General features: G+C 72.2%; 23 protein-coding genes and 1 pseudogene. 12 read left to right on the top strand and 12 right to left on the bottom strand.

All coding sequences use genetic code 11. The features are described 5' to 3' along the window. Positions 1–9 precede the first annotated feature (9 nt). Both AVL59_RS31940 and pdxR read right to left on the bottom strand, forming a co-directional pair. A complete protein-coding gene (locus tag AVL59_RS31940) occupies positions 10–1,596 on the bottom strand; it encodes an alkaline phosphatase D family protein (RefSeq protein WP_067311495.1) in 1,587 nt (528 codons plus the stop codon). Positions 1,597–1,714: 118 nt separating this feature from the next. Beyond that, a complete protein-coding gene (pdxR, locus tag AVL59_RS31935) occupies positions 1,715–3,145 on the bottom strand; it encodes a MocR-like pyridoxine biosynthesis transcription factor PdxR (RefSeq protein ID WP_067311494.1) in 1,431 nt (476 codons plus the stop codon). Here pdxR and AVL59_RS56915 point away from each other — a divergent pair. Continuing rightward, positions 3,136–3,591 (top strand): annotated as a pseudogene (locus AVL59_RS56915) (EamA family transporter); the annotation flags it as partial. The gene pdxR and the pseudogene AVL59_RS56915 overlap by 10 nt on opposite strands. A gap of 519 nt (positions 3,592–4,110) precedes the next feature. On the opposite strand, the gene AVL59_RS31925 reads toward AVL59_RS56915, so the two are convergent. Together AVL59_RS31925 and AVL59_RS31920 are read right to left on the bottom strand one after the other, a co-directional pair. Beyond that, positions 4,111–4,941 (bottom strand): alpha/beta fold hydrolase, encoded by an 831-nt coding sequence (locus tag AVL59_RS31925; RefSeq protein ID WP_067311492.1) that lies wholly within the window; start codon positions 4,939–4,941, stop codon positions 4,111–4,113. Between the two features lie 102 nt (positions 4,942–5,043). Further along, positions 5,044–5,697 carry an NADPH-dependent F420 reductase gene (locus AVL59_RS31920; protein WP_067311490.1) on the bottom strand — a complete coding sequence of 218 codons (654 nt, stop codon included), beginning with the start codon at positions 5,695–5,697 and terminating at the stop codon, positions 5,044–5,046. A 120-nt stretch (positions 5,698–5,817) separates the two neighbouring features. Between AVL59_RS31920 and AVL59_RS31915 the strand changes: the two genes are divergently transcribed. Further along, a complete protein-coding gene (locus tag AVL59_RS31915; RefSeq protein WP_067311488.1) occupies positions 5,818–6,702 on the top strand; it encodes an RNA polymerase sigma-70 factor in 885 nt (294 codons plus the stop codon). A gap of 237 nt (positions 6,703–6,939) precedes the next feature. Then, the gene (locus AVL59_RS31910; RefSeq protein ID WP_067311487.1) at positions 6,940–7,701 is read left to right on the top strand and encodes a GntR family transcriptional regulator; all 762 of its coding nucleotides are present in this window, start codon (positions 6,940–6,942) and stop codon (positions 7,699–7,701) included. A 515-nt stretch (positions 7,702–8,216) separates the two neighbouring features. On the opposite strand, the gene AVL59_RS31905 is transcribed toward AVL59_RS31910, so the two are convergent. The 3 genes from AVL59_RS31905 to AVL59_RS31895 form a co-directional block, all read right to left on the bottom strand. Further along, positions 8,217–9,374, bottom strand: coding sequence for an ROK family transcriptional regulator (locus tag AVL59_RS31905; RefSeq protein ID WP_067311484.1), 1,158 nt, complete (start codon positions 9,372–9,374; stop codon positions 8,217–8,219). Between the two features lie 99 nt (positions 9,375–9,473). Beyond that, entirely contained in the window at positions 9,474–10,130 is a 657-nt protein-coding gene (locus tag AVL59_RS31900; protein ID WP_067311482.1) for a response regulator, read from the bottom strand. 14 nt (positions 10,131–10,144) lie between these two features. Next, positions 10,145–11,299 carry a sensor histidine kinase gene (locus AVL59_RS31895; protein WP_067311477.1) on the bottom strand — a complete coding sequence of 385 codons (1,155 nt, stop codon included), beginning with the start codon at positions 11,297–11,299 and terminating at the stop codon, positions 10,145–10,147. A gap of 107 nt (positions 11,300–11,406) precedes the next feature. Between AVL59_RS31895 and AVL59_RS31890 the strand changes: the two genes are divergently transcribed. The 3 genes from AVL59_RS31890 to AVL59_RS31880 are packed head-to-tail and all read left to right on the top strand — an operon-like array spanning position 11,407 to position 13,525. After that, positions 11,407–12,327, top strand: a complete 921-nt coding sequence (locus AVL59_RS31890) for an ATP-binding cassette domain-containing protein (RefSeq protein ID WP_067311475.1) — start codon at positions 11,407–11,409, stop codon at positions 12,325–12,327. 2 nt (positions 12,328–12,329) lie between these two features. Then, the gene (locus AVL59_RS31885) at positions 12,330–13,040 is read left to right on the top strand and encodes an ABC transporter permease (RefSeq protein WP_067311473.1); all 711 of its coding nucleotides are present in this window, start codon (positions 12,330–12,332) and stop codon (positions 13,038–13,040) included. Positions 13,041–13,081: 41 nt separating this feature from the next. Continuing rightward, positions 13,082–13,525 (top strand): hypothetical protein, encoded by a 444-nt coding sequence (locus tag AVL59_RS31880; protein ID WP_067311471.1) that lies wholly within the window; start codon positions 13,082–13,084, stop codon positions 13,523–13,525. A gap of 4 nt (positions 13,526–13,529) precedes the next feature. On the opposite strand, the gene mug is transcribed toward AVL59_RS31880, so the two are convergent. From mug to AVL59_RS52735, 4 genes are all read right to left on the bottom strand, one after another. Then, positions 13,530–14,075 (bottom strand): G/U mismatch-specific DNA glycosylase, encoded by a 546-nt coding sequence (gene mug, locus AVL59_RS31875; protein WP_079147471.1) that lies wholly within the window; start codon positions 14,073–14,075, stop codon positions 13,530–13,532. Continuing rightward, positions 14,072–15,514 (bottom strand): adenylosuccinate lyase, encoded by a 1,443-nt coding sequence (purB, locus tag AVL59_RS31870; RefSeq protein WP_067311470.1) that lies wholly within the window; start codon positions 15,512–15,514, stop codon positions 14,072–14,074. The genes mug and purB overlap by 4 nt, the downstream gene beginning before the upstream one ends. 59 nt (positions 15,515–15,573) lie before the next feature. Next, complete coding sequence (locus AVL59_RS31865) at positions 15,574–15,939, bottom strand: DUF4326 domain-containing protein (RefSeq protein WP_067311469.1); 366 nt, start codon at positions 15,937–15,939, stop codon at positions 15,574–15,576. Positions 15,940–16,094: 155 nt separating this feature from the next. Next, positions 16,095–16,280, bottom strand: coding sequence for a hypothetical protein (locus tag AVL59_RS52735; protein WP_159400149.1), 186 nt, complete (start codon positions 16,278–16,280; stop codon positions 16,095–16,097). 77 nt (positions 16,281–16,357) lie between these two features. On the opposite strand from AVL59_RS52735, the gene AVL59_RS31860 reads away from it, so the two are divergent. Both AVL59_RS31860 and AVL59_RS31855 read left to right on the top strand, forming a co-directional pair. Continuing rightward, positions 16,358–16,966: a hypothetical protein gene (locus AVL59_RS31860; RefSeq protein WP_159400148.1), complete on the top strand. Its 609-nt coding sequence runs from the start codon at positions 16,358–16,360 to the stop codon at positions 16,964–16,966. Beyond that, a complete protein-coding gene (locus AVL59_RS31855; protein WP_067311465.1) occupies positions 16,966–17,658 on the top strand; it encodes a hypothetical protein in 693 nt (230 codons plus the stop codon). Before AVL59_RS31860 ends, AVL59_RS31855 begins: the two co-directional genes overlap by 1 nt. A 328-nt stretch (positions 17,659–17,986) precedes the next feature. On the opposite strand, the gene AVL59_RS31850 is transcribed toward AVL59_RS31855, so the two are convergent. Beyond that, entirely contained in the window at positions 17,987–18,337 is a 351-nt protein-coding gene (locus AVL59_RS31850; RefSeq protein WP_079147112.1) for a helix-turn-helix transcriptional regulator, read from the bottom strand. A 128-nt stretch (positions 18,338–18,465) separates the two neighbouring features. On the opposite strand from AVL59_RS31850, the gene AVL59_RS31845 reads away from it, so the two are divergent. The 4 genes from AVL59_RS31845 to AVL59_RS53335 all read left to right on the top strand — a co-directional run bounded on the left by AVL59_RS31845 (position 18,466) and on the right by AVL59_RS53335 (position 20,725). Next, positions 18,466–19,212: an ANTAR domain-containing protein gene (locus AVL59_RS31845; protein WP_067311461.1), complete on the top strand. Its 747-nt coding sequence runs from the start codon at positions 18,466–18,468 to the stop codon at positions 19,210–19,212. A 168-nt stretch (positions 19,213–19,380) separates the two neighbouring features. Beyond that, positions 19,381–19,938, top strand: coding sequence for a hypothetical protein (locus AVL59_RS31840; protein ID WP_067311458.1), 558 nt, complete (start codon positions 19,381–19,383; stop codon positions 19,936–19,938). 38 nt (positions 19,939–19,976) lie between these two features. Next, on the top strand, positions 19,977–20,471 hold the full coding sequence (locus AVL59_RS31835) for a hypothetical protein (protein WP_067311455.1): 495 nt from the start codon (positions 19,977–19,979) through the stop codon (positions 20,469–20,471). A 98-nt stretch (positions 20,472–20,569) separates the two neighbouring features. Further along, a complete protein-coding gene (locus tag AVL59_RS53335) occupies positions 20,570–20,725 on the top strand; it encodes a DUF6131 family protein (protein ID WP_099053157.1) in 156 nt (51 codons plus the stop codon). Positions 20,726–20,856: the final 131 nt, after the last annotated feature.

The following is a 20,856-nucleotide window of genomic DNA, read 5'->3' as shown; positions in this document are numbered from 1 at the left end:
CGCGTCGTCCTACTGGCCGACCCGGCCCGGCTGCAGGGTCTGCGTGAACAGCACCGTGCCGTCCTGCTCGCGCAGACGTACCGTCAGTTCGCCGCTGCCGCCGTCGATGTCGACCTCGCCGAAGAACTGGTAGCCGCCCGCGGGCGACACGTTCGACGCCGTCGGCGCCTTCACGAACACCCGCTCCGGACCGAACGTGTCGTCCAGCGCGCTGGCCGGGAACGCACCGGCGTTCAGCGGACCGGAGACGAACTCCCAGAACGGCTCGAAATCGGTGAAGGCGGCCCGAGAGGGCTGGTAGTGCTGGGCCGAGGTGTGGTGGACGTCCGCCGTCAGCCACAGCGTGCCGGTGATCCGGCGGTGCTTGATGAACCGCAGCAGCTCGGCGATCTGCAGCTCACGGCCCAGCGGGGCGCCCGGGTCGCCCTGCGCCACCGCCTCGAAGTTCGGCTTGTTCTCCATCGGGTCGGGCACGACCAGGCCGAGCGGCATGTCCGCGGCGATCACCTTCCACACGGCCCGCGACCGGGACAGCTCCCGCTTGAGCCACTCCAGCTGCTCACGGCCGAGGATGCCCTGCGGGTCCACCGTCTGGTCGTCGGTCGAATTGGCGTTGCGGTAGGTCCGCATGTCCAGCACGAACACGTCCAGCAGCGGACCCTGGCGCAGGACGCGGTGGACGCGGCCCTCCTTGGCACCCGGAGGCAGCGTGGAGACGGGGAAGTACTCGCTGAACGCCCGCCGGGCCCGCGCCGCGAGGACGTCGATGCTCTTCTCGGTGTACCGGGTGTCGGTGGAGGCGATGACCTCGCCCGGGTACCAGTTGTTGCGGACCTCGTGGTCGTCCCACTGGATGATGGACGGCACCTGGGCGTTGAAGCGCCTGAGGTTCTCGTCAAGCAGGTTGTAACGGAAGTTGCCCCGGTACTCCGCGAGAGTCTCGGCGACCTTCGCCTTCTCCTCGGTGGTGACGTTCCGCCAGGTGCTGCCGTCGGGCAGGGCCTGGGTGGCGGAGATCGGGCCGTCGGCGTAGATGTTGTCGCCGCTGCACAGGAAGAAGTCAGGGTCCAGCTTCGCCATCGCGTCGTAGATCCGGTAGCCGCCGCGGTCGGGGTTGATGCCCCAGCCCTGGCCGGCGAGGTCGCCCGACCACAGGAACCGCACGCCGTCGCGACGGTGCCGGGAGACGGTGCGGAAGGTGCCGGTGACGGGCTCGCCGGTGCGGCGCGGGTCGTCCGGGTCCGCGAGCAGCACCCGGTAGTGGATCTGCTCGCCGCAGGGCAGGCCGTGCAGCCGGGTGGTGCCGGTGAAGTCCGTGTCGGCGCCCAGCAGCGGACCGTGCCATCGGCGCGGGTTGCGGAACGACTCGGTCGCCGAGGTCTCCACGATCATCCGGGCCGGCCGGTCCGAACGCACCCACACCAGGCCCGAGTCGGCGGTCACGTCGCCCGTCTGCACGCCCCAGCCGGCCTCGGGGCGCCCGGAGAGCGCGAACGCCGGCGCCGCGCCGAGGCCGGCCGGCAGGGTCAGGGCCGCCGACGCGGCGAGCGAGCCGCGCAGCACGCTGCGGCGGCCGGGAAACGGACGGTGGGACATGGCTGCGCCTCCAGGAAAGGGATCCGGCCAGTGTGCAGAGCCACACCTACTGGTGCGCTGCGGCGCGCACGCGAACCACAAGTGAACAACGGGCCGCCGGGCCGCCGCTGGGATCCGGTCAGCCCGCCAGCGCCCGTGCCATCAGCCGTACGCCCGCCCGGATCCGGGCCGGTGGCAGATGGGCGTACCCGAGCACCAGCCGCACACCGTCCTCCCCGGCACGCGCGTGCGTACAGGCACTGAGCGGGCGTACGGCGATCCCCGCGTCGGCGACGCGTTTCAGGAAGTCGTCCTCCGGGCCGTACCGTTCGGGGAGTTCGGCGATGGCGTGCAGGCCCGCCGCGATCCCCGACACCCTCGCGTCGGGGAAGTGCTCGGCCAGGGCGGCGACCAGGTCGTCGCGCCGCTCGCGGTAGGCGCGCTGGCAGCGGCGCAACTGCCGGTCGTAGTCGCCGCGCTCCAGGAAGCGTGCGAACAGTGCCTGGTCGAGAGAGGGATGGCCGAGGTCCGAGGTCCGCTTGCGCTCCACCACCTCTTCCGCCAGAGCCGCGGGTACGAGCAGCCAGCCCAGCCTCAGCCCGGGCGCGAGGGACTTGCTGACCGAGCCCATGTAGGCGACGCGTTCCGGATCGAGGCCCTGGAGGGCGCCCACGGGAGCGCGGTCGTAGCGGAAGTCCCCGTCGTAGTCGTCCTCCAGCACCAGGCCGTCCACCGACCGCGCCCAGTCGAGCAGTTCGGCGCGGCGGCGCGCGGAGTACGCGATCCCGGTCGGGTACTGATGGGCGGGCGTCGTCACCACGGCCCGTACACCGGATGCGCGCAGCGGGCCGAGGGCCAGGCCGTCCTCGTCCAGCGGCAGCGCCACGGTGCCCAGACCGGCCGCCGCGTACAGGCCGTCGTGCTGGGGACTGCCCGGGTCCTCGACCCCGATCGTGCGCATCCCGCGCGCGTGGAGCACGGATCCGACCAGGGCGCTCGCCTGGGCGACACCGGAGACCACCACGATCCGCTCCGGGTCGGCGACCACGCCCCGGCGACGGGCGAGCAGCGTGGCGAGCGCGGTGCGCAGCCGGGGCAGTCCGCGCGGGTCCGGGTAGCCGAGCTCGTGGTGCGGCAGTTCGGCCAGCACGGCGCGCTGTACGGCGGCCCAGGCGGCCCGCGGGAATAGTGACAGATCCGGAGTGCCCGGGACGAAATCGACATCGGCGCCGGGGGAGCGGGGAGCGAGGTCACGCGCGCGGGGGCGGGCGGCTCGTACCGCGTCGCTCACCCAGGTGCCCGCGCCCCGGCCGCTGCGCAGATACCCCTCGGCCGTCAGCTGCTCGTACGCCTCCGTGACCAGGCCTCGCGACACGCCGAGGTCGGCGGCCAGGTCCCGGCTGGACGGCAGGCGCGTCCCCGGCGCGAGCCGGCCGGAGCGGATCGCCTCGCGCAGCGCAGCCTGGAGCGCTCGGCCACGCGCGCGTGCCGGTGCCGAGGCGGCGGGCAGCAGCAGCTCCCAGGCCGCCGAGCCCGCGAGGCCGCCCGCATTGGTCCCCGATGACGTCATGGAAGTGGACCTTAATCCGGACCGCCGCGCTCTCTAGCGTCACCGTCATGCAAGTCACTACCGCCCGCGCGACGACCACGACCGACGGAACGCGGGCCGGCACGGCCCGCGGTGCCCTCCTCGCCGCTCTCGCCTGTGTGCTCGTCGGCGGCTCCTTCACCGCCAACAGCGTCCTGGGCCGCTACCCCTGGGCAGGCGGCCAGTTCCTGCGCTACGCCCTGGCCTGTCTGCTGCTCGTCCCGTTCGCGGGGCGGGACGCGGTGCCGCGGCTGCGCGCGCTCGATCCTCGCCAGTGGGTCCGCCTCGCCCTGCTGGCGGGCATCGGCATGGTCGGCTTCAACCTGGTCGTCATCGCCGCCGAACGCGGCGCCGAACCCGCGGTCCCCGGGGTCTTCGTCGGCTGCGCACCGGTCGTGGTGGCCGTCCTCGTCCCGCTCCTCGACGGGCGCCGTCCGCGGCGCGCGGTGCTCCTGGGCGCGTCGCTCGTCGCTGTCGGAGCGTTCACCGTGCAGGGCTGGGGTCGCACGGACGGGTCCGGGATCGCCTTCTCCCTGTGCGCGCTCGGCGGCGAGGCGGGGTTCGCGATCCTCGCCTCGCCGGTGCTGCGGCCGCTCGGGCCGCGGCTGCTGTCCGCGACCGTGTGCGCCGTGGCCGCCGTCGAGGCCGCGCTCGCCGGTGCGGTCCTGGACGGTCGCGCGTGGCTGCGTCGACCCGACGCCACCGAGGCCGCCGCGCTGCTGTGGCAGGCGGCGGTCGTCACCGTCGTCGGTTTCGTGTGCTGGTACATGGGCATGCAGCGGCTCGGCACGGAGCGGGCCACGCTGTTCTCCGGACTCATCCCGGTGGCCGCCGCCGGTACCGCCCCGCTCGTCGGCACCGGCTCCTACGGGCCCGCGCAGGCCGCGGGAAGTGCCCTGGTGGGGACCGGGGTCGCCCTGGGCTCCGGTGCGCTGCGTCCGAGCCGGTCAGCGGCTGCCGTCGAGGATGACGCGAGCGACCAGCGCCGGGTCGTCGTTCATCGGGCAGTGCCCGCAGCCGGGCAGCCGCACCAGCCGGGCGCGCGGAATGATCGTCTTGGCCCGGACGCCCTGGCGGCGCACGAGGAGCCTGTCCCGGGTGCCCCAGGCCACGGTCACCGGCACGCCCGGCAGATCGTCGGTGAACCGGACGGTGCTGCCCGCCCGCAGGGTCGCGTCGAACCCGGTGGCCTCCACGAGCGCGAGCGTCTCGGCGACCACGGCCTGAGGTGAACGGCGCGCGGGACGGGCGTAGATGGTGCTCGTCAGCGCGGTACGGCCGGCCGCCGTGCGCGACAGCCGCTCCACCAGGGGCAGCGGGAGCCGCCGGGCGATGCCCCGCATCGTGAGCAGCACGGCGAAGGCGTAGCGGCGCTCGGCCTCCGTCCAGAAACCGGCCGGGGAAAGCGCCGTGACGGAGCGCACGAGCTTCTCGCGGCCCAGTTCCAGGGCCAGCAGGCCGCCCAGCGAGTTGCCGGCCACGTGCGGGCGGTCCAGCTCCAGTGTCTCGAACAGGGCACTCAGCACGGAGTTGGTCGTGGGCAGGTCGTAGGCGAGACCGCTCGGCAGGCTCGGGGACGCGCCGAAGCCCGGCAGGTCCACGGCGATCACGTCGCGCTCCGTCGCGAGGATGTCCACGACCGGGTCCCAGGCCTGCCGGTGGTGGCCGATGCCGTGCAGCAGGACCAGCGGTTCACCGCGGCCCACGCGCGCGTAGGAGACGGCCACGTCCTTCGGGCCGTGCGGGGTGGGGACCGGGAAGGAGACGGTGGCGGACATGAGGTGCTCCTCGTCTGGGCTGCGGGACGCCGTAGACAGTTTGTCAGCAGTTGCTACCGACGGGTAGCCCCTGGTGCCGGGGTGTGTCGTCCGTGTGCGGCCTCAGCGGGCACGACGCACCTCGAGGTTGAAGTCCGCGTGCCCGAACTTCTGGAAGAGGCCGAACCACAGGGGCAGCAGCATCTCCATGGCCCGCGCCGACCGGATCCCGCCCAGGTCCAGCACCCGCTCGGCCGGCCAGCCGAACTCCCCGAGCAACTCCGTCACCTGCCGCTTGGCGCCGGCGTCGTCACCGCACACGAACAGGTCGTGCTCGCCCGGAACCCGCCCCGGATCCACCATCACCCGGCAGTTGACCGTGTTCATCGCCTTCACCACGCGCGCGTCGGGGAAGGCCCGCTGGATCTGTTCGGCGACGCTGTCCGACTCCACCGGGTCCAGCCGCAACTGCCCGTCCTCGAACGAGAGGGGATTGCACACGTCCACCACGACCTTGCCGGCGAGGTGCTCCGCCCCCGTGGCCCGAAGGGCGTCGAGCGCCACCCGGCCGCCCACCGCGTTCAGGACCACGTCGGCCGCCGCTGCCGCCTCCGAGAACGCTCCCGCGTGCGCCCGGCCGCCCGCGGCCATGGCCCACTCCAGCGCGACCGGGTTGTCCTTGGTACGCGATCCCAGGGTCACCTCGTACCCCAGCTCCACCAGCCTGCCGCCCAGGGTCCGGCCCACCTCGCCCGTGCCCAGCACCGCGTACCGCATCGGTCACCTCCCGGACCCGGCCGCCGGCCACCGGCGGTCCGCGGACATTGTGATCCGGACCGCTCCGGGACGGGCCGATTCCGCCTGGACACCGGCGGGCGTGTCGGATGGGATGGGGCGGTGAGCGCAGACACCGCGACCGATGTCTTCGAAGACCACCGGCCCCTGCTCATGGGAGTCGCCTACCGGATGCTCGGCCGGGTCGCCGACGCCGAGGACGTGGTCCAGGACGCCTGGCTGCGCTGGTCCCACGCCGACCGCGAGCAGGTCCGCGAACCGCGGGCCTACCTCGTGCGCATCACCACCCGGCTGGCCGTCGACCGGCTGCGACAGGTGCGGACGCGGGCCGAGGCGTACGTCGGCCCCTGGCTCCCCGAGCCGTACGTCACCGACTTCGGTGACACCGTCCCCGACACCGCGGACCGCGCCCTGCTCGCCGACTCCGTCTCCCTCGCCGTGCTGGTCGTCCTGGAGTCGCTGTCACCGCTGGAACGGGCCGTCTTCGTCCTCAGGGAGGCCTTCGGCTACCCGTACGCCGAGATCGCCACGCTGCTCGACCGCGGCGAGGCGGCGGTACGGCAGCTCGCCGGGCGGGCCCGCCGGCACGTGGAGGAGCGGCGGCCGCGCTACGAGGTCGACCCCGTCCAGCGTCGCGATCTGACCGAACGCTTCCTCGCGGCCGCGGCCGAGGGGGATCTGGAGGGGCTGATGTCCCTGCTCGCGCCCGACGCCCGGCTGGTCGCGGACAGCGGTGGCAAGGCGAAGGCGCCGGTGCGCGTCCTGCGCTCCGCGGACAAGGTGGGCCGCTTCATCGTCGGCGTCACCGCCAGGAGCACGCCCGATCTGTCCGCCCGCCTCATCGAGATCAACGGCGCTCTCGCGGTGCTGACCCTGTCCGGGGGCAGACCCGACAGTGTGGTCCAGGTGGACTTCGCCGACGGCCGCGTCACCACCGTGTATCTCATCCGCAACCCCGACAAGCTGCGGTTCCTGGACGGACACTGAGCCGGGTCGACCGGAAGCCCCCGTCGCGCGACGGGGGCTTTGCCGCGATGTCACACACGTGATCGCGTACGAACGCCTCGTGAACGCTCCGCGGCGCGGCCCTGCACAGGGCCCCGGGGGACGAGGATTGGTCTTGACCAAGGGTGACGGTCGCCCTATGGTCGCAGATAAGTGCAACAACCTTTAATAAACAAGGGCGCTAAAAACCGCCGGACCACGGCTCTTGCGGAGGACAGGGTGGGGACCACGCAGCTGGAATCGGTGCCGGAACCGAAGTACTGGCATCTCAGGACCGTGCTCAGCGAGGCACTGGACTCCGAGTTCTCGGTCGGTGAGATCCTGCCCAACGAGCGCGACCTCGCCGCCCGCTTCGGCGTGGCCCGCGCCACGCTCCGCCAGGCCCTCGAACAGCTGGAGCTCGAGGGCCGGCTGCAGCGCCGCCGCGGCGTCGGTACCACCGTCGCGCCCCCGCGCGTGGGCGTGGCCGTCGGCACCCGGCAGCACGCCTGGCCCGGGGCCGCCGACGATGCCTGGCAGCCCACCGACAGCGCCCGGTCCGCGCCGCCCGCCGCTGTCGCCGCGGCGCTGGAGAGCGGCCCCGACGAGCCCATGCACATCGTGCGCCGCTCCCGGATGTCCCACGGCCAGCTCGTCGCCACCGAACTTCTCTACATCCCGTCCGCCTCGGTGCCCGACCTCACCGCGATCGACGCGCCGTCCGGCCCGGCACGCGCGCGTGCGGTGCTGCGCGAGCTGCAGCGGCTGGACCTGGAGGGCCAGGACCGCGCCGTCGAGCTGGGCTCGGCCCGCGCGGACGACGCCAAGGACCTCGACCGGCTGCCCGGCGCCCCCGTCCTGGTCGTCACCACCCGTTTCTTCGCCGAGGGCCGCACCGCGGCGCTCTCCGTGGCGACCTACCGTGCCGACACCTGCCGGCTCACCTTCGGCGACTCGCCCGACGTGGAGATACACCACGACCCCGAGCAGCGCGCCTCCTGAACCTCCCCACCTCCCACCGCGCCCCGGAACTCCACCGGGGCGCGCGGCGTTTCACGGAGATGCGGACGCCGGCGTCCTCTCGGGTGGGGTACGGGTCGGCATCGGCCGTCCCAGCGGCGTCCGGGACGGCGTCGGCCAGTTCAGGGGTGTCCGGGGGCGAGGGGCGGCCGGGTGGCTTCCGGGGCGGTGGCGGCGGGGCGGCGGCACCGGGCTCGGTGTCGGTGGGGCCGGCGGTGTGCGGGTCGGGGGAGGGGGCGAGCGGCTTTCGGTTTGCGGTCGGCTGTTCCGGCAGTGTCGGGTGCGCCGTGGGCCGGTGCGACGGCACGAGGTTCGGTGGCGGCGGGGTCGGTGGTATCGGGCGCGTCGTCGGGCCGGGGTCCGGGTCGAGCCACGGCAAGTCGAGTGTCCCCAGCGTCGGCACCGGTCCGCCGTTCCGGCAGTGCCCGGCTGTCGTCGGCCGGGCGCGCGGCGTCCGCGTCGGCGGTACCGCTCCGCCCGAGTCCGCGAGCGACGGCTCAGCGGCGTGCCGTCACCGTGCCGTCCACCGCGAAGAGCTGCTCCTCGACATGGTCGAGGGCCAGCCGTAGCGCGCCCGTGGTCACGGCCGCCTCGCCCAGCAGGGACAGCGTCACCCGGGGCGGGCGCAGGCAGTAGCGCGCGAGTTCGCCGCGCAGCGGCTCCAGCACGCCGTCCAGGCCGGCCGCCCAGCCGCCGATCACGACCAGCTCCGGGTCGAGGGCCAGTACCAGCGCGGCCACGTCGTGCACGAGCCGCTGGATGAACCGCTCCACGGCGGCCCGCGCCCGCTGGTCACCCTCCCGGGCGAGCGCGAACACCTCGGCGACCGCCTGCTCGTCCAGCGGGTGCAGCGGCTCGTCGGTGGTGGACAGCAGTGTCTCGGGGGTCGCCTCCCGGCCCAGCAGATGCAGCGCGCCGATCTCCCCGGCCGCCCCGCCGTACCCCCGGTGCAGCCGTCCGCCGATCAGCGAACCCGCTCCCGGACTCAGCCCGGCCAGCACGAACACCACGTCGTCCGTCTCCGTCGCGGCGCCTTTCCAGTGCTCGGCGACGGCCGCCGCGTTGGCGTCGTTCTCCACCAGCACCGGGCACTTGAAGGAGCGGCCGAGCCGCTCGCCGAGCCTGAGGCCCGTCCACTGCGGCAGGGCGGTGCCCAGCCGTACCGTGCCGTCGCCCTCCACGATGCCCGGTGTGCCCACGCCCACCGCGCGCAGCGAGCTGCGCGCGACCCCGGCCCGGCGCAGCAGCTCGGCGACCGTGCCGCGCAGCCGGTCGAGACGCTCGTCCGCGGGAGCCGTCTCGTCCACCTCTTTGGCCTGTGTGCCCAGCACCCGCCCGTCCAGGTCGGACAGGAGCGCGGCGACCCGGTGGGCGCCGATCTCCAGGCCCAGCAGATGCCCGGCCTCGGCCCGGAACCGGAACCGGCGGGCGGGCCGCCCCTGGCGGCGCGTGAGGCCCTCCTCGGCCGCCTGCTCGACGACAAGTCCCGCCTCGATGAGCCCTTCCACGACCCCCTCGACGGTCGGCCGGGACAGTCCGGTGACCTGGGTGACCTCGGTGAGCGTCGCGCAGTCCGCGGTACGCAGCGCGTGCAGCACCACTGCGGAGTTGATCCTTCGCAGCAGCGAGGGATCGCCGCCGGTCAGCTGCCCCACCGTCCGTCCTCCCAGCTCGCGGGCGTGTTGGCCGGATCGTACTCGGCCCGGCCCACCCCTGCGAGTGCCGGGCTCCACCGGGTCGGCGGTCCTCGTCGGTCAGCCCGGCGCGACGAATCCCGACTCGTAGGCGGCGATCACCGCCTGGGTGCGGTCGCGCGCCCCCAGTTTGGCCAGCACGGCACTCACGTGCGACTTCACCGTCTCCGTCCCGACGACCAGCCGTGCGGCGATCTCCGCGTTCGACAGCCCCCGCGCCATGAGCCGCAGCACCTCCGCCTCCCGCTCCGTCAGCCCGGCCCCGGACAGCGGGGCACGGGCCGCGCGGTCGCCGTCGCCGTACCGGGCGGCGAGCCGGCGTACGGACGCGGGGAACAGCAGAGACTCTCCCTCGGCCACCAGCCGCACCGCGTGGACGATCTCGGCCGGCCGGGCCCGCTTCAGCAGGAACCCGTCGGCACCCGCGCGCAGCGCCTCGTACACGAACTCGTCGTCCTCGAACGTGGTCACCACGAGGATCCTGGGTGGCGCGTCGACGGTGCGCAGCACCGCGCGCGTGGCCTCGATCCCGTCCATCAGCGGCATGCGCACATCCATCGCGACCACGTCCGGCCGCAGCCGGCGCACCAGCGGGATGACCGCCGCGCCGTCGGCCGCCTCACCCACCACCTCGATGTCGGGCTGCGCCTCCAGCACGGCCCGGAGGCCCGCACGGACCAGGGGTTCGTCGTCGACGAGGAGAACGGTGACCGGCATCCGGCCAGCGTAGATCAACCGAGCGGCAGCTCCGCCCGCACCTGCCAGTCGCCCTCGTGCGGACCGGTGCGGGCACTACCCCCGAGCAGCGCCGCCCGCTCCCGTATGCCCCGCAGCCCGCTCCCCCTGCCCGGCCCGGGCAGCGCCGCCGGAAGCGGATTGCGGACGTCCAGGGCGAGCCTGCCGCCGGCCACGGACACCCGGACACGCACGCGTACGGGCCCCGCGTGCCGCAGCACATTGGTCAGTGCCTCCTGGAGGATGCGGTACCCCTCCCGCGAGACGGGCCCCGGCACCGCCTCGACGGACCCTGCCACCTCGGCATCCACCTCGGCGCCGGACGCGCGCGCGGAGTCCAGGAGGCGGTCGGCGTCGGCCAGCGTGGGCCGGGCGCTCACCGGCCGCTCCGACTCGCGCAGCACTCCGAGAACGCGCTCCAGGTCCGCGAGGGCGGCCCGGCCGGTGTCCTCGATGGCCTCCAGCGCCCGGTCGGTGAACGCGGGATCCCCCGCCGCCCGCGCCGCGCCCGCCTGCACCACCGCCACCGTCAGGGCATGCCCGATGGAGTCGTGCAACTCCCGTGCGATGCGGGTGCGTTCGAGCAGTTGCTCGGTGCGCTCCTCCAGGGCGGCCAGCCGTTCCGCGGCGGACGGCCCGAGGAGCCGGCGCGCGCCGGCGGTGACCAGCGCGCCGAGCCCGACGACGGCCCCGTACAGGGCGAGCGGCGGAAGCGGCACCAGCAGGGCGTACGCCCGGTGCGCCGGCAGCTGGTCCAGCAGTGGAACACCGGACGGTGTGTGCCCCCACCCGCACCTCGCCAGTTCGTAGGTGAGGACCGGCAGCCACACCGTGGCGAACACGGCCGCCGCACCGAGGAGCATCCGCAGCTCCAGCCACAGAACGGTGCGCAGCCGGTCCCGCCAAGTCGCCGACGGCGTCACGGAGATGCCCGGCTCCTCCTCGCCGGGCGTCAGCAGCAGCCGCGCCTGAACGCCCTCGCCCATCCGGACGGCGGGCACGAGTCCGACCGGGACGAGCACGAGCGCGGGCACCCAGGGATCCCACGGGTCGATGTAGAGCCACACGCTGACGATCAGCATGGGCACCCACAGGTGCAGCAGGCGTGTGTACGTCGTCCCGCGCAGCAGCGGGCGCAGGAAGCGGGCCATGGGGTCATCCTCGCAGGCGGCACCGACAACGGACCTCCCTCGCACGGGGGAGACGATCTCCACCGGCGGGGGAGGAACCGCGCCGCTCGCCCGGCCAGGCTGATGCCATGACCAGCATCGACGTACGAGACCTCACCAAGGAGTACGGCACCCGGCGGGCCGTGGACCACCTCACCTTCAGCGTCCGCCCCGGCCGTGTCACCGGCTTCCTCGGCCCCAACGGCGCCGGAAAGTCCACCACCATGCGGCTCGTCCTCGGCCTGGACCGGCCGACCTCCGGCACCGCCACCCTCGGCGGCCGCCCGTACGGCGAACTCCCTGAGCCACTGCGCAGGGTGGGCGCCCTGCTGGACGCGCGGGCCGCGCACGGCTCGCGCACCGCGCGCGATCATCTGCGGGCCCTGGCGGCGAGCAACCGCATCCCGCTCCGTCGGGTCGACGCCATCCTGGAGGAGACCGGGCTGGCCGCCGTGGCCGGGCGCCGGGTGAAGACGTACTCCCTCGGCATGCGCCAGCGGCTCGGCATCGCCGCCGCGCTCCTCGGCGACCCCGAGGCGATCCTGCTGGACGAACCCGCCAACGGCCTGGACCCCGAAGGCATCGTCTGGATCCGCACGCTGCTGCGCCGGCTCGCGGCCGAGGGCCGTACGGTCCTGGTCTCCAGCCATCTGATGAACGAGACCGCCGTCTTCGCGGACCACCTCGTGATCCTCGGCCGCGGCCGCCTGCTCGCCGACACCCCCGTGCGGGACTTCATCCACGCGCGCGTGCGGCCCTTTGTCAGGATCCGCACCACCGACGCCGCCGCACTCGGCGACCTGCTCGCCCGCCACGGCCACGACGCCTCCCGGGACGAGGACGGGACGTGGACCGTACGGCACGCACGCGTGGACGACCTCGGCCGCCTCATGTCGGAGGCGGGCGTGCCCGTACTGGAACTGGCCGCCCAGGAAGCCACCTTGGAACAGGCCTACCTCGATCTGACCGCGGCCGAGGCCGAGTTCACCGCCCAGCCCCAGGAGGCCTGAGCATGTTGTTCGTACCCGCCCTGCACGCCGAGTGGATCAAGATCCGGACACTGCGCTCGCTCGTCGGCGCCCTGGCCGCGATCCTCGTCACCACCGCCGCGTTCTCCGCGCTGGCCGCCGCCGGCGCCGACGGCAAGGACCCGCTGTACTCGGCGTTCTTCGGCGTCGGCCTCGGGCAGATCGCCGCGGTCGCGTTCGGTACGACCGCCGTGTCGTCGGAGTTCCGCGGCGGCGCGCTGCGGCTGACGCTGGCCGCCGTGCCCGACCGGCTGCGATGGTTCGCCGCGAAGGCCACGGCCGTCGCCCTGCCCGCGCTCGCCGTCGGCCTGCTCACGGGGGCGGTGACCCTGCTGGTGGGCAAGGCCGTCCTCGGCGCGTCCGGCCCGTCCTGGGCCGAGGGACTGCGCGGCGCCGTCGCCTGCGGCCTCCACCTCACGCTGATGGCGCTGTTCGCCGCCGGCCTCGCGGCCGTACTGCGCAGCGGAGTGGCGACCCTCTCCGTCCTGATCCCGTTCCTGCTGATCGTGTCCTTCGTCGTCGGTGATCTGTCCGGGGGAGTCGCCGACTTCCTGCCCGACCGGGCCGGCCAGGTGGCCCTGCACAGTACCTGGGACGGCGCGCTCGGCCCGTGGACCGGGCTCGCGGTGACCGCGCTGTGGACGGCGGCGGCGCTGGGCGCGGGAGCCTGGAGCGTCCGCCGCAGGGATGCTTGACGGCCCGCCAATTGTCAGTGGGGCCCGCTTTACTGGATCACATGGACATCGCGGAATGCCTGACCCTCATGGACCTGCTGTGTGCCCGGGAGTTCCCCGCGGCACCCGGCGGGTGGGAGCACGGCGAGAGCGGTCCCGGCTATCACATAGCCGCCTTACGGACGAGTGCCGCGTTCTGGGAGGACGACGGCACGGAATGGGAGGAGACGGCGGCACAGTACGAGGCCGACCGGGACGGTCTCGTGCAGCGGCTCACCGCGCGCTGGGGGCAGTCGCAGCACATCAGCCTGCGCGGTGTCCTCGACCGCGCGCTGGAGGGCGAGGACATCGAAGAGCCGTGGGCAAGTCTGAGCGAGCATGTGCCGGACGTCCATCTCTGGCAGGCGCCCGCCTCGGGCAGATGGGTCGCCCTCGGCGTGTCCCACGGGCACAAGGAGCTGCCCTTCCAGCTCCTCGGTGTCGTGACCGAGACCGACCCGTACTGACCCGTCAGGCCTGCGCGGCCTCGCGCAGCCGCGCGAACTCCTCTGCCATCGTCGCCGCCGTCCAGTGCGCGTTCAGCCCACTGGGATTGGGCAGTACCCACACTCGCGTCTCGCCGACGGTCCGCTCCTGCGGCCCCACTTGAGCCTTGCGGTCCCCGAAGGCGGCCCGGTACGCGGTCACCCCCACCACGGCCAGCCATCTCGGCCGCCGTCGCGTCACCTTGGCCGTCAGCAGTCGCCCGCCCTCGACGTACTCCTCCGTGGTGAGTTCGTCGGCCCGCGCGGTCGCCCGGGCCACCACATTGGTGATGCCCAGCCCGTACGACAGCAGTTCGCGCTGCTCCACCGGCTTCATGAGCCGCGGGGTGAAGCCGGACAGGTGCAGCACCGGCCAGAAGCGGTTGCCGGGGCGGGCGAAGTGATGGCCCGTGGCGGCCGTCATCAGACCCGGGTTGATGCCGCAGAACAGCACATGGAGACCGTCCGCGACCACGTCGGGGACGAGGCGGTCGCGGGCGGCCTCCAGTTCCGCCTGGGTGAAGCGGGTCAGAGGATCGCTCCCGGGGTGTAGCCGGCGGCCTCCGGACGCTGCTTCACGATCTCCTCGATCCGGCCGACGACCACGCCGACCTGGTCGGCCGCCGCACCGGTGAAGGACAGCTTGTCGGCCATCAGCGCGGCCAGCTGCTCGCGGTCCAGCGGGAGGCGCTCGTCGGCGGCGAGCTTGTCGAGCAGGTCGTTGCGCTCGGCGCCCTGCTCGCGCATGGCGAGCGCGGTGGCGACGGCGTTCTCCTTGATCGCCTCGTGCCCGACCTCGCGGCCGACCCCGGCCCGCACGGCGCCCATGAGCACCTTGGTGGTGGCGAGGAACGGCAGGTAGCGGTCCAGCTCGCGGGCGACGACCGCGGGGAACGCGCCGAACTCGTCGAGGACGGTCAGGAAGGTCTCCAGCAGGCCGTCGAGGGCGAAGAACGCGTCGGGAAGGGCCACCCGGCGCACCACCGAGCAGGAGACGTCGCCCTCGTTCCACTGGTCGCCCGCCAGCTCACCGGTCATCGAGGCGTAGCCGCGCAGGATGACCATCAGGCCGTTGACGCGCTCGCAGGAGCGGGTGTTCATCTTGTGCGGCATCGCCGAGGAGCCGACCTGGCCCGGCTTGAAGCCCTCGGTGACCAGCTCGTGCCCGGCCATCAGCCGGATCGTCTTGGCCAGCGAGGACGGTGCCGCCGCCAGCTGCACCAGCGCGGTCACGACCTCGTAGTCCAGCGAGCGCGGGTAGACCTGGCCGACCGAGGTGAACGCCTGCGAGAAGCCCAGGTGCCCGGCGATCCGGTCCTCCAGCTCGGCCAGCTTCGCCGCGTCCCCGCCCAGCAGGTCCAGCATGTCCTGTGCGGTGCCGACCGGGCCCTTGATACCGCGCAGCGGGTAGCGGGCCAGCAGCTCCTCGGCCCGCCCGTAGGCGACGAGCAGCTCGTCGGCGGCGGTCGCGAAGCGCTTGCCGAGGGTCGTGGCCTGCGCGGCCACGTTGTGCGAGCGGCCGGCCATGACCAGCTCGGCGTACTCGCCCGCCAGCTTGCCGAGGCGCGCGAGGACGGCCACCGTGCGGTCGCGCATCAGCTCCAGCGACAGCCGGATCTGCAGCTGCTCGACGTTCTCGGTGAGGTCACGCGAGGTCATGCCCTTGTGCACGTGCTCGTGTCCGGCGAGGTCGTTGAACTCCTCGATCCGCGCCTTCACATCGTGCCGGGTGACCTTCTCGCGCTCGGCGATCGAGGCCAGGTCGACGGTGTCGAGGACGCGCTCGTAGTCGGCGATCGCCTCGTCCGGCACCTCGATGCCGAGGTTCTTCTGGGCCCGCAGCACGGCGAGCCAGAGCTGCCGCTCCAGCTTCACCTTCTGCTCGGGCGACCAGAGCGTGGCGAGCTCGGTGGAGGCGTAGCGTCCGGCGAGGACGTTCGGGATGCGGGGTTTGGCGGGCGCAGAAGTCACGTGTCCAGATTCTACTGGCGGTTCGTGCAGGCCAGCGCCATGGGGTTGTTCGGTGGAAGCTACGAGAGCCGCGCCACGCCGGTGCCGCCGGAGGCCTCGGCCAGCTCCGCCAGCACATCGGCGTGGCACGGCTCCGGCGCACACCAGCAGGCCAGCGTCTTCCCGCGCAGGTCCGGGACCTGGTCCAGCAGCTCCGGGCGCTCCAGCAGACGGGCCCGGTACATCGCCATCACCTCGGCCCGGGTGCCGTCCCGCTTCTTCTTCGGGGTGTCGTAGGCGAACGGGTTGTACAGCGGGTGCCGGGGCAGGTCCCAGCCTCCCATGGTCCAGCGGCGGCCGACGTAGACGACGTCCGCGGGAGCGTGTTCCAGCCGGGAGCCGAACTCGTGGATCCGGCCCCTGACGCTGATCACTCGGGTGGTCATGGCAGGGACGCTACGCCTGAGCCTCCTACGGCAGCAGCTCCGGCCGCTTCGGCGGGAGCCCGTCGCCGGATGCCGCGACAGCGAACCGGCGAACTTCGTCGACCAGGACGAGCAGGTCGCCCTGCTCACCCATACGTGCGCTCCATCGGTTCAGGTCATTCGGCTCGCTCCCTGCGGACCGGGTTGTCGCGCCAGTCGGGGTACGACGCCTCCTTCGTGAGGGGCCAGAATTGCTCACCGCAGGAACAGAAGTAGGCCATCGCACGCTCGCCGGGCCAGAACATCTCCTCATGCCAGGGCCGGTGCCCGGTGCGCCAGGCATGCCACATCGCTCGGATCACAGGTGCTCATCGAGAGCGCGACTGTAGTAACGGACCCCGCTCCTCAGCCTGACGACCCCGTTCGTCACACTGACGCCGTGCCTCGAACAGCCACCGCCACCTCGTCCCGGCAGGTCCGCCGCCTCACCACGATGGCGTTTTTCGGTCCGCCGGTGATCGTCGGGCTGTCGTTGCTGGCTGCCAATCCGGACTGGAGCGGGCTCGGACTGGTGCTCGGGACCTTCGCGCTGATCGCGACTCTCTCGCTGATGGTCATCGCAGCGCCGAACGGGTGGTTGATCGTCGGCGGGGTGATCGTGGGGATCGCCGCGCTGTCCGGGCCGGGGCCGGTGCTGCAGGCGGAGGTGATGGCGCACCAAGGGCAGCGGGTGGAGGTGCGGGTCACCTCGGTGAAGACGTACCAGGGCAAGCACGGGCCGGAGTACACCTGCCTTCTGGGGCGGGTGGACGGCAAGCCGCTCAAGCACGCCGAGCTGGGCAACGACTCCTGCGACGGGCCGATGGAAGTCGGGCAGACCGAGGACGTGCTCGTCGACCCGCACGGCTGGACGGCGCCGGAGCTGGCCGAGACGGACTACAGCGGGATCGACATCGCCGCGTGGGCCCTGCTGGTGGTACTGGTGCTCTTCGAGCTGCTGGTCTGGCTGTCCCGGCGGGTCGGGCTGCGCCGGTTCGAGGGCCGCTGATGGCGCCCGGGTCCCGGAAGAACGTGGCCTGGCCCCCGCACGTGGTGCGGCGGCTCGCTCGCATAGCCGCGCTCGTCCCCCTGCTGATGGTGGGCATCGGCGTGCTCGGCACCAGCCCCGACTGGTTTCCGGCGGCGCTGATCCTCGGTGTGCTGACCGTGGCCCTTGCGATCGCGGTGCTGATGGCGACCGCGACCAAAGGGTGGGTGTTCTTCGCCGGGCTGATCACTGGACTAGCCGTCGCGCTCGGCTCCGGGCTGGTCTTTCAGGCCGCGCTGATGCAGAGCCAGGGGCGGCGCACCGAGGTGCGGATCACCTCGGTGTACACCACCGAGGGCAAGACCGGCCCGATCTACCACTGCAGGCTGAAGCGGACCGACGGCAGGCCGATGGACCACGCCGACATCGTCGGCATGGGCTGCAACGGCAAGGAGGACGCGGGCACCACCGAGGACCTGCTGGTGGACCCGAGCGGCTGGCTGGCCCCGCAGCCCGCCGATGCCGACTTCAGCTCCCTCCCCGTCGGTGTCGTGGGAGTCGGCGTCGCGATCGGGTTGTGGGAGCTGACTGTCTGGCAGACTCGCCGGATCGGCCTGCGTGAGGCCGCGGCGAACCCGACGGCGCCCGGCCGGCCGAGCGGTGCCAAGCCGAGCGCCGACAACCGGAGCAAGAAGAAGCGCAAGCGGCGCTAGTGTCCCGAGTCAGAAGTTCTTCGGTAGTTCTCCCGGGTCCCGGCTGGCGGTCGAGCGCGTAGTGGCGCAGCCTGCGGCCCGCGTAGGCGACGGCTGGAACATCCTGTGCCCGGTCGAGAACTACCTGAGAATCTCCGACTCGGGATACTAAGCGGCTTTGGTGAACCGCTTAGAGGGGCCTAGGGGTGGCCCAGGGGGTGTCCGATGGGTGGGCTCTCGCGCCGTCGCCTAAGGTTCCATCACGGTCTCCTCGTCGTCGGACAACCAACCGGCGGCTCATTCCCTGACCGGCGGGCAGAACTTGTAGGTCGCGGCAGACCGCATCCCCTCACGAACCGGGCCGGGGATGGTCGCTGGCGCCGTGGCGTTCGTCCTCGTCCCTGGCCAGCATCGACAGCAGGCAGGCCACGGTCACGCCCTCCTCGGCCGGGTGGCGCAGCACCTTGTCCGGGTCGATGCTGTACCGATTGGAGCGGCCGTGGCGGGTGTGGGAGAGGTATCCGTCCTGCTCCAGGTCCGCGATGATCTTCTGGACGGCCCGTTCCGTGAGCCGGCATCGCGCCGCGATGTCACGGACCCGCGCGTGGTGGTCGTCGGCGATGCTGGCCAGCACGCGCGCGTGATTGGTCAGAAACGTCCACCCCGTGTGCGGCTCGGGCACTCCATGGACCTCCGTCACGACTCCATGTTACGACCACACGTTCACGCACTCAAAAACACGAAGATAAATTCGTGTAGGGGTTGACGTGTCACGCAGAGGCGGCTGAGCCTGGAGAAGAACAACCCGGAGCACCGGAGGAGGCGAGCATGACGACGCCACCGTCCCCGGACACACCGCTCGCCAGCGACGAAGCCGACCGCACACCACCGTCCACCGGCGCGCTGCCGGTGCGGGCAGGGCCGGCCGGGATCCGCGTGACCGTCACCGTGAGCGGAGAGTTCTGCCTCGACAACTGCCAGAGCCTCCGGCGCGCCCTGCGCGATGCAATCATGCGGTCGGCCGAGGGTGTGGACCTGGACCTCAGCGAACTTCACTTCGCGGACTGCTCTGCACTCAACGTGCTGCTGGCCGCTCGCCGCGACGCAGTCGCGGCGGGGAAGACGGTCACGGTCACCACGGCCAGCCCCGCCGTCGAACGACTGCTGACCTATACCGACACCCACAGCCTCTTCTCCCCCGCCCACGAGCATGCTGACCCGCCCGCCCGAAAGTCCGGGCCGCCGCGCGAAGAAACCGACGACGACCTCCTGCGGACCGAAGTCGTCCAGCTGAGGCGCGCGCTGCGCACCCACCCGGACATCGACCTGGCACGCGGCATCCTCATGGCCTCTTTCGGTCTGAACCCCGACGAGGCGTGGCAGGTACTGGTCACAGCGTCCCAGAACACCAACACGAAACTGCACCGCCTCGCCGAGGACGTCGTCACCACCGTCCAAGGCGCGCCCCTGCCCGACCGGGTCCAGCAGCAGCTCACCGCAGCCGTCGCCAGAACACGCAACACCGGCGGCGGACCGGCATTCGCTGTCAGGGAGGTTTGGGCCGGCGGGATCTGAGCTGCTGGGATCGGTCTTGAGAGCCCGATGCTGAAGCCGGGCTTGCGTTCCGGATCTCATGCGTCGGCGCCTGCCGCAGGGAGGAGGCCCAAAGTCCGACTGTGAAACACCAATTAACACAAATTGGGAACACAGCGGATATCGCCCATCCATGAGGAGGTCGGTCAGATGTCTACCGGCATGCTTTTGGCGATCGTCATTCCCGTCGCAGTGGTCGTCGTGCTGATTGCCGCAGCCCTGGCTCTTTTCCTGCGGCACCGGGCTCTGCGCCGGCGCTTCGGCCCCGAGTACGAACGGACCGTCGACGGCGCCGACAGCAGGCTCGCCGCCGAACGGGAGCTCAGCGCACGCGAGAAACGGCACGACAAACTCGACATCAAGCCTCTGCCCGACCGTCTCCGCGAGCGCTACTCACGGGACTGGGACCACGTGCAGCACGAGTTCGTGGACCGGCCCGAGGACGCCGTACACGACGCGGACCATCTGGTGACCTCCCTGATGCAGGACCGCGGCTACCCCACCGAAAGCTACGACCAGCAGCTCAAGGATCTCTCCGTCGAGCACGGCCGCACCCTCGAGCACTACCGAGCCGCCCACGAGATCGACACACTCAGCGCGAGTCACAAGGCCACCACCGAGCAACTGCGCGGCGCCATGGTGCACTACCGGGCGCTGTTCGACGAACTTCTCTCCGACGGCGGCCAGACCCGCCACGCCCCGGCCTGACCTGCGGGCAGCCGGGACCGAACGGACACGGAGGAGACATGCAACGCGACGACACACCGCACACTCGTGACAGCGGGCTGTCCACGGAGGACCTCGCCCAGCCCCGCAAGGCCGACGCCGCGTCGAACACCACTCCACCGCCCCCGGTCTACCCGAGCGAGGGCGACGACAGAACGGATGCGGCCGACGACCTCGCGTCCCGCGACGGGGCCACCCCCACGGCGGACGAGGCGGCGGGCGCACGGACCACAGACGCCGACGAGATGCCGCAACTGCTGACATCGCAGGACGAGGAAGGCTTCCGTAAGGAGTGGGAGAACATCCAGGGCGCCTTCGTTGACGATCCTCGCCAGGCGGTACAGGCCGCGGACAACCTGGTCGCCAAGGTCATGCAGACGCTCGCCGCGACGTTCGACGAGCACAAGAAGAACCTCGAAGAGCAGTGGAGCCGAGGCGAGCAGGTCGACACCGAAGCTCTGCGCAGGGCCCTGCGCCACTATCGCTCGTTCTTCAACCGCCTGCTCACCACCTGACAAACACACCCGTGAGGCGAGGCGCAACGGGTCAAGGAAATGAACGGCATCCCGCCTCACAGCGGCCGGCACACCGGCCGGAGAGAAAGAAGAACGCCGTGATCGCACTGGGTATCATCCTGCTCGTCGTCGGATTCGTCCTGAACATCGGCATCCTGTGGACAATCGGGATCATCCTGCTCCTCATCGGAGTCGTCCTGTTCCTCCTCGGCTCCCTCGGCCACGCGGTCGGCGGCCGACGCCACTACTGGTAGAGCACGCCTGTACAACTTCCCTTCCAGCGACACCGGCCTGCCCCCGATACACCGACGGGGTTCGCCAGGACTTCGCATCCTGGGACTGTTCTGCACCGGCCTCCCAGCCTGGGTCAGCAGCGCATTGACGA

This window comes from Streptomyces griseochromogenes (assembly GCF_001542625.1).
GTDB classification, from domain to species: domain Bacteria; phylum Actinomycetota; class Actinomycetes; order Streptomycetales; family Streptomycetaceae; genus Streptomyces; species Streptomyces griseochromogenes.
This window is presented reverse-complemented; position numbering and strand designations above follow the sequence as displayed.